Genomic DNA, 12,396 nt, shown 5'->3' on the forward strand with positions numbered 1-12,396 from the left:
GGTTGTTTGTACTTAAGACAAGCAAAATTTAATTTTAACACACACACATATCGACACATACACTTGGGTGCATGTTTGTATCGGTTAAAGATACGCAATAAGCATGTTGGTGCTATGGGATATGTGGAGGCCTAACCCTACTAAAATAGAGGAAAATACAATGGCAAACGTTTCAATGCGCGATATGCTTCAAGCTGGTGTTCACTTCGGTCACCAAGCACGTTACTGGAACCCTAAGATGAAGCCGTTCATCTTCGGTGCACGTAACCGCGTTCACATCATCAACCTAGAAAAGACAGTTCCACTTTTCAACGATGCACTTAAGTTTTTATCAAACGTTGCATCTAACAAAGGTAAAATCCTTTTCGTTGGTACTAAGCGCGCAGCTGGTGAAGCAGTTAAAGAAGCAGCTATCTCAAGTGAGCAGTTCTACGTAAATCACCGTTGGTTAGGTGGTATGTTGACTAACTGGAAAACAGTTCGTCAATCAATCAAGCGTCTTAAAGACCTTGAGACTCAAAGCCAAGACGGTACTTTCGAGAAGCTTACTAAGAAAGAAGCGCTAATGAAAACGCGTGAAATGGAAAAGCTTGAGAAGAGCCTTGGCGGTATCAAAGATATGGGCGGTCTACCTGACGCTATCTTCGTAATCGATGCTGACCACGAGCACATCGCTATCCGCGAAGCTAACAACCTAGGTATTCCAGTAGTATCTGTTGTTGATACTAACTCAAACCCAGATGGTGTTGATTTCATCATCCCAGGTAACGACGATGCGATCCGCGCAATCCAGCTTTACACTAACGCTGTTGCAACTGCTATCACTGAAGGTCGTGAAAGCAACATCGTTGCTCAAGCAGAAAACGACGATTTCGTAGAAGCTGAGTAATTAGCTGTCATCAAGTCTTCATCCAAATGTGATGAAGGCTTGATATTCTTTACAAGCGGTAATTCGCTTATCAAAAAACCGAATTCAGAATTGAGGATATTCTAATGGCTGTAACTGCTGCCCTAGTTAAAGAACTTCGCGAGCGTACTGGCGCTGGCATGATGGATTGTAAAAAAGCACTAACTGAAACAAATGGTGACATCGATCTAGCTATCGAAAACATGCGTAAAAGTGGTGCTGCTAAAGCTGCTAAAAAAGCAGGTAACATCGCTGCTGAAGGTACAATCCTTATCAAGCAAGGTGAAGGTTTCGCTGCACTTCTTGAAGTTAACTGTCAAACTGACTTCGTTGCTAAAGACGAAAACTTCCTAGGTTTTGCTAACACTGTTCTTGATGACGCTGTTGCTACTAAAGCATCAATTGCTGACCTTCAAGCAAAGTTCGAAGAAACACGTGTTGCGCTAGTTGCTAAAATCGGTGAAAACATCAACGTTCGTCGCGTTGAGTACATCGATGGTGACAAGCTATCTGCATACCGTCACGGCGACCGTATCGGTGTTGTTGTAACTGGTGATGCTGACGAAGAAACGCTTAAGCACGTTGCAATGCACGTTGCTGCTTCTAAGCCTGACTACCTAAACCCAGAAGACGTACCAGCTGACGTTGTAGAGAAAGAAAAAGCGGTTCAGGTTGAAATCGCTATGAACGAAGGCAAGCCTGCTGAAATCGCAGAAAAAATGGTTGTTGGCCGCATGAAGAAGTTCACTGGTGAGATCTCTCTTACTGGTCAAGCTTTCATCATGGAGCCTAAGAAGTCTGTAGGTGAGTACCTTAAAGAGAAAGGTGCTGCTGTTTCTTCATTCATTCGCCTAGAAGTTGGTGAAGGTATCGAGAAGAAAGAAGAAGACTTCGCTGCTGAAGTTGCTGCACAAATCGCTGCTGCAAAAGGCGAATAATCGCAATAGAATAATCTTATTGACATAAAAGTGTTGATTTGCTTTTGCGTCAATGAAGAAAATTCTCTAAAATAACCGCGCATTTATGTCTATCATAAGCGCGGTTATTTTTTGTCTCAATTTTAACTTGGCCCGGAAATTATGACTATCAATCGAAAACCTGTTTTTAGACGCGTTCTTCTTAAATTAAGCGGTGAAGCTTTAATGGGAGATGAAGGCTTTGGTATTGATCCAAAAGTATTGGATCGTATGGCGCAAGAAATCAAAGAGCTTGTAGAACTCGACGTAGAAGTGGGTTTGGTTATCGGCGGCGGTAACTTTTTACGCGGCGGATCATTAGCGGAAGCGGGTATGAACCGTGTTGTTGGTGACCATATGGGCATGTTAGCGACAGTGATGAATGGCTTAGCGATGCGCGATGCATTGCACAGAGCGTTCGTTAATGCCCGTTTGATGTCTGCAATTCCACTAAATGGTGTGTGTGATGCGTACAATTGGGCTGAGGCAATTAGCTTGTTAAAATCAGGCCGTGTTGTTATCTTTTCAGCAGGTACCGGCAACCCATTCTTTACCACTGATTCAGCTGCGTGTTTACGCGGCATTGAAATTGAAGCTGACACAGTAATCAAAGCAACGAAAGTAGATGGTGTTTACAGTGACGACCCTGTTAAGAACCCTGAAGCAACTTTGTATAGCCAGCTTACTCATGACGAAATAATTGATAAAGAATTAAAAGTAATGGATTTAGCTGCATTCACTCTGGCTCGTGACCACAATATGCCGTTAAGCGTATTTAACATGAACAAGCCGGGTGCCTTGAAGCGTGTCATCATGGGTGAAGATGAAGGTACCCTGATCACGTCGAAAAAAGCAGCGGAATAAACAGCAATTGAGAATGGGGCTTGATGCCCCATTCTCTTAGAATAACCCAACCTAAATAGCATGATTTAGTTAAAGGTTGGAACAGTAAAAATAGGATTGCAACTGTGATTAATGATATCCAAAAAGACGCTCAAGAGCGCATGAAAAAAAGTGTGGCGGCGCTAGCTAGCCAACTATCAAAAATTCGCACAGGTCGTGCTCACCCAGCACTACTTGATGGTATTTCAGTTTCATACTACGGCGCAGATACGCCACTTAACCAGGTTGCGAACGTAACTGTTGAAGATTCACGTACACTTGCTATCAATGTCTTCGATAAGTCATTAGCGCAAGCGGTTGAAAAAGCGATTATGGCTTCTGATTTGGGCCTAAACCCAATGTCAGCAGGTACAGTTATTCGTGTACCGCTTCCTCCACTTACGGAAGAGCGTCGTAAAGATTTAATCAAAATTGTTCGTGGCGAAGTGGAAGGTGGCCGCGTAGCGGTTCGTAACATTCGTCGTGATGCGAATGGTGACATCAAAGCACTATTAAAAGACAAAGAAATTTCTGAAGACGAAGCGCGTCAAGCTGAAGATCAAATCCAAAAGATCACAGATACGCACATCAAAGAAATGGACACGCAGTTAAGTGCAAAAGAAGCTGAGCTGATGGAAATCTAATTCCAGTTACCACAGCTTGAAATGAAGAGCCGCTTTATAGCGGCTTTTTTCATGTTTAGAGGTTAAAATTATTGCGGATTTAAGATATTTACATACTCATAAAGTTTCGGTGTGAAATTTGAGCAGTTTCTTTGTAATTTGAAGATAAAGAATTTTATTAGGTTTGCAGCGACGACTGCGCTATACTAGGCGGCGTTTTTTTTATTTAAAATAGTACTATGGTTTTAAACGCTGACGCGATTTCTCAACAATCACTACCAAAGCATGTTGCCATAATTATGGATGGCAATGGACGTTGGGCCCAAGCCCGAAAGCGCCCAAGAGCTTATGGTCATAAAAAAGGTGTAGACTCTGTTCGCAGCGCTGTACAGTTTTGCTCTAAATTAGGCATAGAGTCTTTAACTCTATTCGCATTTAGCAGTGAAAACTGGCGTAGACCTGAGGATGAAGTCAGTACCTTGATGGAATTATTCCTTTTCGTCTTGAGTAAAGAAGTAAAAAAGTTACATAAAAATAATGTAAAGCTAAATATTATTGGCGATATATCAAAGTTTCCTCAAAGCTTGCAAGATAAAGTACATAGCGCTCATGCATTGACTGCTGAAAATTCTGGGTTGCAATTAAATATTGCTGCAAACTATGGAGGCCGATGGGATATCATCACGGCAGCTCAATCTTTAGCATCGCAAGTAAAAAATGGCGAGTTGGATGTAACTGATATCACTGAAGAAGCATTATCAAAACAGCTAACTATGGCTGATCAAAGCCCACTAGACCTTCTCATCCGTACTGGAGGAGATTACCGGATAAGCAATTTCTTGCTCTGGCAAGCAGCATACGCAGAGCTGTATTTTACAGAGACTCTTTGGCCTGATTTTGACGAAGAAGCTTTCTCAGAAGCGATCGCTTGCTATATTTCTAGAGAAAGGCGCTTTGGTTGCACAGGTGAACAAATAAAACAACTACTCGCCGAGAGCAATTCAACAAGTTAAAGGTATACAGTTTGTTAAAACAACGCATTATGACGTCAGCTGTGCTCGCACCGCTGGCGCTAATTTTAGTATTTTATACCCCACTGAACCTATTTAGTGTGATAGCTGCATCAATCGTGTTATTAGGTGCCTGGGAATGGGCGTCACTAATGGGTATCACCAAGCCACTATATCGGTTGGCTTATGTTGCTGTAACGGGTGTATTAATTGCGACACTGCACTTTCATTGGCCAATTGAAAGCCTATGGCATGAGAATAAGTTAGTCGCGGATGCCAATTATATATTTACCCTTGCTGCGGCGTGGTGGATTGTTGCGACACTGCTCGTGCTACGATATCCAAAAATGGCTAAGTCTTGGAGTCAAGGTATCGTAATGCCCGGGATTGCAGGCTTTTTGACACTCATTCCTTTATGGCTAGCTTTGAATGTTCTAAGAAGCGCAGAATACCATTCGTCTGAACAGTTAGGTTCGGTGTTAATTATGGTAGTGCTTGGCATCGTTTGGAGTGCAGATATTGGCGCTTATTTTGCCGGTAAAAATCTAGGCAAGAGAAAACTAATGCCAAATGTGAGCCCTAACAAAACAATCGAAGGGCTTATTGGTGGCCTGCTTACGGCTGTTGTGTTTGTTTTAATTTTTTGTTTTTGCGCAGATATTGAGCACAAACACTGGTTGATGTACGGTTTATTAACCGTCGTTATCGCTCTATTTTCGGCAATTGGTGATCTGCTTGAGAGTATGTTCAAACGAGAAGCCGGGTTGAAAGATTCGGGAAGTTGTTTGCCTGGTCACGGCGGTATTTTAGATCGTATAGACAGCCTTACAGCTGCTGCACCTATATTCGCGTTATTTTATGCGTGGACGGTGACGTTATGAGCGTAGCAAAGTCAATAGCTGAGCAAGTAGTTATACTCGGTTCAAGTGGCTCTATCGGTACATCAACACTAGATGTAATAAGCCGAAACAAAGAACGATTTAACGTTTTTGCCCTTGTTGCGGGCAAAAACGTCGATGTGGTTCACCAGCAAGTTTTACTCCATACACCTAAATATGTGGTTATGCATGACGAACCCGCCGCTCTGTCTTTGAAAGAGCGCTTGCAGGGTGTGGATACCGAAGTACTTAGCGGCACACAAGCAATGTGCGATGTTTCCGCGCATAGTGATGTAGATATAGTGATGTCTGCCATTGTTGGCGCTGCGGGGCTTCTACCGACTTTAGCAGCGGTCGAGGCAGGCAAAAAAGTACTACTGGCCAACAAAGAATCACTGGTCATGTCTGGCAAGCTGTTTATGGATAAAGTGAAGCGCCACGGTGCGACACTGCTACCGATAGACAGTGAACACAATGCGATATTTCAGTGTATGCCTCGCCAAATGCAACAAGGTATTCAAACCAATTTTGCGCCATTGGGAATACGAAAAATACTCTTAACAGGCTCTGGTGGGCCTTTCTTAAACCGTGATATTAATACGCTAGATGATGTTACGGTCGCCGAAGCCGTCGCTCATCCCAATTGGTCTATGGGCCAAAAGATTTCCGTCGATTCTGCTACGATGATGAATAAGGGTCTTGAGTTTATTGAGGCCAAGTGGTTATTTGATTGTCAGGCTGATGATATAGAGGTCGTGATCCATCCGCAGAGCATGATCCATTCAATGGTACAGTACCAAGACGGTTCTGTTATCGCTCAAATGGGGCAACCAGATATGCGAACTCCTATTGCATACGGGTTAGCTTATCCTGAGCGTATTGATGCGGGTGTAAAGCCTCTCGATTTCTCTGACATGAAAGATTTTACGTTTACCGAGCCTGACTACGCTCGCTATCCAAATTTAAAATTAGCAATAGAAGCTTGCCGTCTAGGTCAGGCCGCCACGACGACGCTCAATGCCGCTAATGAAGTTTCAGTGGCAGCATTTTTGAAAAAACAAATCGGCTTTATGGACATTTTCAAAGTTAATGAGCAAGTTTTGTCAATGAGTGCACAAAGAGATGTAAACTCACTGGATGAGATCATGGACGCAGATTCAGCGGCTCGCAGGTGTGCTAATGAACTTGTTATGAGGCAGATGCGCTAATGATTGATTTTTTCTGGAATCTTGGTTCTTTTGTTGTTGCGCTCAGTATTTTGGTCGCAGTACATGAATATGGACACTTTTGGGTTGCCAGAAAAGCCGGTGTGAAAGTGCTACGCTTCTCAATAGGCTTTGGTAAGCCTCTTGTCACTTGGTACGACAAGCTCGGCACAGAATACGCCATTTCAATGATCCCCTTAGGGGGCTATGTTAGAATGTTGGACTCCCGCGTGGATGATGTGGCAGAACACGACCGCACGCGCACCTTAGACAGTAAGTCTGTCTATGCCAGAATGGCGGTTGCAGCCGCTGGACCACTGGCTAATTTCCTATTTGCAATATTTGCGTTAGCAATAATGTATATCATCGGCGTACAGAATATAAAGCCTGTGGTAGGTACCATTGTACCAAACTCAATTGCCTATCAAGCGGGCGTGCAATCGGGAGATATCATAAAGCGTATTGGAGACGAAGAGGTCACCTCTTGGCAAGATGTAAACTTTGCTGTGATATCAAGCCTGGGTGAACAACGCCTAGATATTAAGGTGACAGATAAACAAGGCCAAATAGCGATAAGAACACTCAATGTCGATGGTTGGAAGTTAGATGAGCGGGATGTCGCGCCGTTGACTTCAATCGGTATAACGCCATATCGGCCTGATATTACAACAGAGTTAGCACTGGTAGCTGAAAACTCTGCTGCTCAAAAAGCGGGCGTGCAAGTAGGCGATGTGATTGTATCGTTTAACCAAGAGCAAATTTCTAGCTGGTCACAATTTGTCGAGTTAGTTCAGTTATCACCCAACAAACAAAGTGTGCTCACTGTACTGAGAGACAAACAGACAGTGACGTTGAATATTACACCTGATGCTCGCGAAACTTCACCGGGGACATCCATTGGGTATTTAGGGGTCGTGCCTAGACAGAAAAGTTGGCCTTCTGGATACATTGAGACTAGACAGTATGGTGTGTTCGATAGTATCGTGCTTGGCGTTCAGAAAACCTATGCCCTGACAATGCTGAGCTTCGATATGATTGGCAATCTGATCACAGGTCAAGTCTCTGTGAAAAATATCAGTGGGCCTGTTGGAATTGCAGTAGGGGCTGGTGACAGTGTTAGTTATGGATTAGTTGCCTTTTTGAGCTTTTTAGCTCTTATCAGCGTCAACTTAGGGGTTTTTAACCTTTTACCACTGCCGATGTTGGATGGTGGACATTTGATGTATTACTTAATTGAACTAATTCGAAAAAAACCGGTCTCTGAAAAGACACAAGAGTTAGGTTATAAGCTGGGAGCAATGATGTTGCTGGCACTGACCTGTTTTGCACTGTTTAATGATGTATCGAGGCTCTAGGCTCTTAGAATAAGGGCGGTAGCGCACGTGGCGCGTAGTTCGCCGTAAGCTGTAAAGGATAAAGATAACAAAATGCCTATAAAAAAACATTTAGCTGTAACGAGTTTACTTGGCGCTAGTTTTGCTGCTCTAGGGCAAAACTCCTTTATCGTAGAAGATTTAAAAGTTGAAGGGTTACAACGTGTTGCACTGGGTGCAGCCTTGACTCATATTCCAATTAACGTTGGTGATGAAGTTGATAACTATACGGTTTCAAAAACCATTAAGGCGCTGTTTTCATCAGGGCATTTCGACGATATTTCTGCTTACCGTGATGGTAATCAAATTGTTTTCAAGGTGAAAGAGCGTCCAACCATCGCTTCAATTGAATTTGATGGCAACAAAGACATAAAAGATGAACAGCTGCAGGAAAGTTTGGATGGTAAAGACATTCGAACAGGCGAAACACTAGATAGAACGGTTATCGATGGGATCGAAAAAGGCCTTATCGAGTTCTTCCATAGTATTGGTAAATACAATGCAAAAATGGAAGTAAGCATCATCGAATTGCCACGTAACCGAGTTAAGCTCAAGTTTGAGTTTGATGAAGGGGACGCAGCTTCTGTACGCCAGATTAACCTTGTTGGTAATGAGCTATTTTCTGACGAGCAATTATTGCGTCTAGTTGAATCTCAACAAGATTTACCTTGGTGGAAGTTCTTGTCTAGCGATCGTTATCAAAAACAAACTATCGAAGGTGATTTGGAGAAGATCCGTAGTTACTATTTAGATAGAGGCTATTTGAGATTTAACATCGACTCTACACAAGTCTCTGTCAGTCCAGAGCGTGAGTCTGTATACGTGACAGCAAACATCTCAGAAGGCGAAAAGTACACAGTTAAAGGGTTTGACTTTATCGGTGATTTACTTGGTCGTGAAGAGTTGATTGAAAGTGTCATACCACTAAAATCTGGTGAGCTTTATAACGGTTCATTGGTTACTTCATCGGAAGAGTTCATCAAGAGTTACTTAGCGCGCTTTGGTTATGCCAATGCGGAAGTACGTACTATCCCAGATATCGATGATGAAAACAAAGAAGTGCATTTAACCTTATCCGTGGATCCGGGCAAGCGTGTTTATGTTCGTCGTATTCTTGTCAATGGTAACCAAAGTACAGCTGATCACGTTGTTCGAAGAGAGATGACACAACTTGAAGGTGCTTGGCTATCTAATCAAAGCCTTGAACGTTCTAAGTTACAAATCCAACGTTTGCCGTACATGGAAACCGTGGACTTTGAAGTTAAACCGATTCCAGGTGTAGACGATCAAGTAGATGTAGATTTTAACGTTAAAGAACAGCCTGCTGGAAGTTTCCAAGCAGGTGTTGCGTATGGCTCTTACGCGGGCTTACAGTTTAATGTCGGTGTGAGTGAATCAAACTTCTTAGGCTCTGGCGACCAAGTTGCTTTTAACGTAAATACGTCTAAGGCATCAACACGCTACAGCGTATCGTATACAGACCCGTATTTCACGCCAGATGGTATTTCTCAAGGTAGCAGTGTCTTTTTCAGTAAATTTGACGGTTCTGAGATTGGCCTGATCGATTACGACTCTCGTAGTTACGGTATTGGTACGCATTTTGGTATTCCAATTAACCCGGTTAACCGTTTGAACTTTAGTTTCCGTTGGGTTGAAGAAGAACTTGACCGTATCGCTGACTATGAACAGACGCGCGTTCTTAGGCTAACTTTCCAAGATCCAAATGACCCAGATGGTGGTTATGATTTCACTAAATATGAGTTAGGTATTGGTTGGTCACGTATTACAGTAAACCGTGGTATGTTCCCAACAGATGGCTCTCGTCAAAACGCCAACTTTAATATTACGACGCCGAACTCAGATTTAAATTACTTTAAGCTAAGTTACGATTCGCGTTTTTATTGGCCAGTAAGTAATGATCACCGCTGGGTATTCTCAACTAGAGCATCATTGGCATATGGTAATGGCTACGGTTCGGAGAATGGCTTTGACCAAGTTCTTCCGTTCCAAGAGTTCTATCGTATCACTGAGATGGAATTGAGAGGTTTTGAGCGAAATACGATATTACCACTCGCAGTACAACGTAGACCTCAGTCTATTATAGGTACTCCACTTCCAGATGGCTCAAATAGTAATGTTATTGGGGGTGATCCAGCGTTCGATCAATTGATTACTGCTGGACGTATTGGTGGTAATGCCAAAGCCGTATTTGGTGCAGAAATGATTGTGCCTACACCGTTTCTAGATGAAGAAAACACAAGTTCTGTGAGAACGAGTTTCTTTGTCGATGCAGCAAACGTTTGGGATACTGAGTTTGACGTAGACCGCTACGCAAACCTACCAGAGCATCAATATAATCAACTATCAGATTTCTCTGACCCGAGCCGCTTTAGGGTTTCAACCGGTATGTCTATTCAATGGATCTCACCGATGGGACCAATGTTAATTAGTTTTGCGTATCCACTGAAGAAAGAAGAAGATGATGATACTAAGAACATCAGCTTCAACATCAGTAATACATTCTAAGGAGTTTAATTGTGAAAAAGATGTTTAAAACCTCTGCTATGGGTATTTTAGCAGCGTTATTAATGGGTAATTCAATCAATGCATTTGCACATAAAGTGGGCATTGTTGATATGCAGACTGTTTACTCGCAGTTGCCACAAATGGCTAAAATTGAACAAACTTTGAAAAGTGAATTCTCAGAGCGTCGCCAAGAACTTGAAAAACTACAAGGTGACATCCGTTTTGAAGCTGAAAAGTTTAAGCGTGAAAGCGCGACAATGAGTGAAGAACAAAAAACAGCATTACGTGACAAAATTCAAGGCATGCAAAAAACACTTGCTGAGAAGGGTCGCCCGCTTGAGCAAGAAATTAAGCAGCGCCAAAACCAAGAGTTAGCAAAAATACAAAAACTGATCCTAGATGCAATTGAAAATGTTGCTAAAAAAGGAAAGTTTGACGAAGTTAGACTAAAAGAAACGACAATCTACTTCAACCCTGATAAAGTTAGCGATCTGTCGGATGATATTGTTGAAGCAGTTAGCAAAAAGTAATGACTAAACACTACACGTTGTCGCAACTGGCTGATCATTTAGGTGCAACCCTTGATGGGAATGCGGATCAGCCAATTGTAAAAATTGCCACTTTACTAAATGCGAAAGATCAAGACATCGCATTTTTGGCAAATAAAAAATACCGCAGCCAGCTTGAATCAACACAAGCTGGCGCTGTGATTTTATCAGCGGAAGATGCGGCTTATTTTTCGGGTAACAAACTGATTTGTGATAACCCATATGTGGCCTACGCAAAACTTGCGCAATATATGGATACAACGCCTAGCGCGGCGAGTTCAATACACAGCAGTGCCGTGATAGACGAAAGTGCCTCTTTGGGCAACAATGTTAAAATTGCCGCGAATGCGGTGATTGAAGCTGGTGCTGTGATTGGTGATGATGTTGAAATTGGCGCTGGCAGTTTTATTGGAAAGCATGCACGTATTGGTGCTGGAACGAAGCTGTGGGCCAACGTAACAATTTACCATGAAGTAGAAATTGGTGAACATTGTTTGTTTCAATCAGGCAGTGTGATTGGCAGTGACGGCTTTGGTTACGCTAATGAATCAGGTGAGTGGGTCAAAATTCCACAGATTGGTACTGTGATCGTTGGTGATCGCGTTGAAGTCGGTGCATGTACTTCAATTGACCGAGGGGCAATTGACAATACAATCATTCACGATAACGTCATTCTCGACAATCAAATTCAAATCGCACATAACGTTGAAATAGGTTATGGCACTGCAATAGCTGGTTGTACGGTACTTGCCGGAAGCGTAAAAATCGGAAAGTACTGCCAAATTGGCGGCATGGTAGCTATTAATGGTCACAACGAGGTGTGTGATGGCGTTGTGATTACTGGTATGAGTATGGTTACTAAAGGCATCACAAAGCCTGGAGTGTACTCGTCAGGTATGCCACATACCACCAACAAAGAGTGGCGCAAGAGTATTGCCCATTTGCGTAATCTTTCTGATTTTAAAGCGCGCATTAAAGCTCTCGAGAATCTTACCGAGCAGTTACAACATACGGATAAATAAAAGGTACTATTTTGGCCAACGAATTAAACAGCTTTGATATTCAAGAAATCTTGAAGTTACTTCCTCATCGTTACCCTATGCTATTAGTGGATAAGGTTGTCGATCATAAGCCCGGAGAGTATTTACACGCAGTAAAAAATGTGACGGCAAATGAGCCAATCTTTACCGGACACTTTCCTGATCAACCGATTTTCCCAGGTGTAATGATCTTAGAAGCACTTGCTCAGGCAACAGGTCTACTCGGTTTTAAGACGGTCGAGAACCGCAGTGATAATGAGCTATACTTATTTGCAGCCATTGACAACGCTAGATTTAAGCAGCCAGTTGTTCCTGGTGATACGATGCATTTACACGTACAATTTGTTAAAGAGCGCCGCAACATCTGGAAGTTTTCAGCTGAAGCGAAAGTTGATGGCAATGTTGTATGTAGTGCTGAAATTATGTGTGCTAGAAGAGAGTTTTAAGC

General features: G+C 42.7%; 12 protein-coding genes. All 12 read left to right on the forward strand.

Features of this window, described 5'->3' with window-relative positions; genetic code table 11:
* Positions 1-160 precede the first annotated feature (160 nt).
* The 12 genes from rpsB to fabZ all read left to right on the forward strand — a co-directional run bounded on the left by rpsB (position 161) and on the right by fabZ (position 12,394).
* Positions 161-889 (forward strand): 30S ribosomal protein S2, encoded by a 729-nt coding sequence (rpsB, locus tag J8M00_RS12010; RefSeq protein WP_211010464.1) that lies wholly within the window; start codon positions 161-163, stop codon positions 887-889.
* Between the two features lie 104 nt (positions 890-993).
* Positions 994-1,845 carry a translation elongation factor Ts gene (gene tsf, locus J8M00_RS12015; protein ID WP_211010465.1) on the forward strand — a complete coding sequence of 284 codons (852 nt, stop codon included), beginning with the start codon at positions 994-996 and terminating at the stop codon, positions 1,843-1,845.
* Between the two features lie 141 nt (positions 1,846-1,986).
* A complete protein-coding gene (gene pyrH / locus J8M00_RS12020) occupies positions 1,987-2,727 on the forward strand; it encodes a UMP kinase (RefSeq protein ID WP_023401852.1) in 741 nt (246 codons plus the stop codon).
* Between the two features lie 104 nt (positions 2,728-2,831).
* Positions 2,832-3,389 (forward strand): ribosome recycling factor, encoded by a 558-nt coding sequence (gene frr, locus J8M00_RS12025; protein ID WP_211010466.1) that lies wholly within the window; start codon positions 2,832-2,834, stop codon positions 3,387-3,389.
* Between the two features lie 218 nt (positions 3,390-3,607).
* Positions 3,608-4,381: an isoprenyl transferase gene (locus J8M00_RS12030; protein WP_211010467.1), complete on the forward strand. Its 774-nt coding sequence runs from the start codon at positions 3,608-3,610 to the stop codon at positions 4,379-4,381.
* A gap of 11 nt (positions 4,382-4,392) precedes the next feature.
* The gene (locus J8M00_RS12035) at positions 4,393-5,259 is read left to right on the forward strand and encodes a phosphatidate cytidylyltransferase (RefSeq protein ID WP_211010468.1); all 867 of its coding nucleotides are present in this window, start codon (positions 4,393-4,395) and stop codon (positions 5,257-5,259) included.
* On the forward strand, positions 5,256-6,464 hold the full coding sequence (ispC, locus tag J8M00_RS12040; RefSeq protein ID WP_211010469.1) for a 1-deoxy-D-xylulose-5-phosphate reductoisomerase: 1,209 nt from the start codon (positions 5,256-5,258) through the stop codon (positions 6,462-6,464). Before J8M00_RS12035 ends, ispC begins: the two co-directional genes overlap by 4 nt.
* Positions 6,464-7,816 carry a sigma E protease regulator RseP gene (rseP, locus tag J8M00_RS12045; RefSeq protein ID WP_211010471.1) on the forward strand — a complete coding sequence of 451 codons (1,353 nt, stop codon included), beginning with the start codon at positions 6,464-6,466 and terminating at the stop codon, positions 7,814-7,816. The genes ispC and rseP overlap by 1 nt, the downstream gene beginning before the upstream one ends.
* Positions 7,817-7,888: 72 nt before the next feature.
* Entirely contained in the window at positions 7,889-10,360 is a 2,472-nt protein-coding gene (gene bamA / locus J8M00_RS12050) for an outer membrane protein assembly factor BamA (protein ID WP_211010472.1), read from the forward strand.
* Positions 10,361-10,371: 11 nt separating this feature from the next.
* On the forward strand, positions 10,372-10,890 hold the full coding sequence (locus tag J8M00_RS12055; protein WP_211010473.1) for an OmpH family outer membrane protein: 519 nt from the start codon (positions 10,372-10,374) through the stop codon (positions 10,888-10,890).
* Positions 10,890-11,930, forward strand: coding sequence for a UDP-3-O-(3-hydroxymyristoyl)glucosamine N-acyltransferase (gene lpxD, locus J8M00_RS12060; protein ID WP_211010475.1), 1,041 nt, complete (start codon positions 10,890-10,892; stop codon positions 11,928-11,930). Before J8M00_RS12055 ends, lpxD begins: the two co-directional genes overlap by 1 nt.
* Positions 11,931-11,941: 11 nt before the next feature.
* On the forward strand, positions 11,942-12,394 hold the full coding sequence (gene fabZ / locus J8M00_RS12065; RefSeq protein ID WP_023401861.1) for a 3-hydroxyacyl-ACP dehydratase FabZ: 453 nt from the start codon (positions 11,942-11,944) through the stop codon (positions 12,392-12,394).
* Positions 12,395-12,396: the final 2 nt, after the last annotated feature.

It is taken from the genome of Pseudoalteromonas luteoviolacea, assembly GCF_018100925.1.
Lineage (GTDB): Bacteria > Pseudomonadota > Gammaproteobacteria > Enterobacterales > Alteromonadaceae > Pseudoalteromonas > Pseudoalteromonas obscura.

Bases quoted from the DNA above. Each gene is read 5' to 3' on its own strand.
- rpsB (WP_211010464.1), top strand. From the start codon at position 161: ATGGCAAACGTTTCAATGCGCGATATGCTTCAAGCTGGTGTTCACTTC.
- tsf (WP_211010465.1), top strand. From the start codon at position 994: ATGGCTGTAACTGCTGCCCTAGTTAAAGAACTTCGCGAGCGTACTGGC.
- pyrH (WP_023401852.1), top strand. From the start codon at position 1,987: ATGACTATCAATCGAAAACCTGTTTTTAGACGCGTTCTTCTTAAATTA.
- J8M00_RS12030 (WP_211010467.1), top strand. From the start codon at position 3,608: ATGGTTTTAAACGCTGACGCGATTTCTCAACAATCACTACCAAAGCAT.
- ispC (WP_211010469.1), top strand. From the start codon at position 5,256: ATGAGCGTAGCAAAGTCAATAGCTGAGCAAGTAGTTATACTCGGTTCA.
- rseP (WP_211010471.1), top strand. From the start codon at position 6,464: ATGATTGATTTTTTCTGGAATCTTGGTTCTTTTGTTGTTGCGCTCAGT.
- bamA (WP_211010472.1), top strand. From the start codon at position 7,889: ATGCCTATAAAAAAACATTTAGCTGTAACGAGTTTACTTGGCGCTAGT.
- lpxD (WP_211010475.1), top strand. From the start codon at position 10,890: ATGACTAAACACTACACGTTGTCGCAACTGGCTGATCATTTAGGTGCA.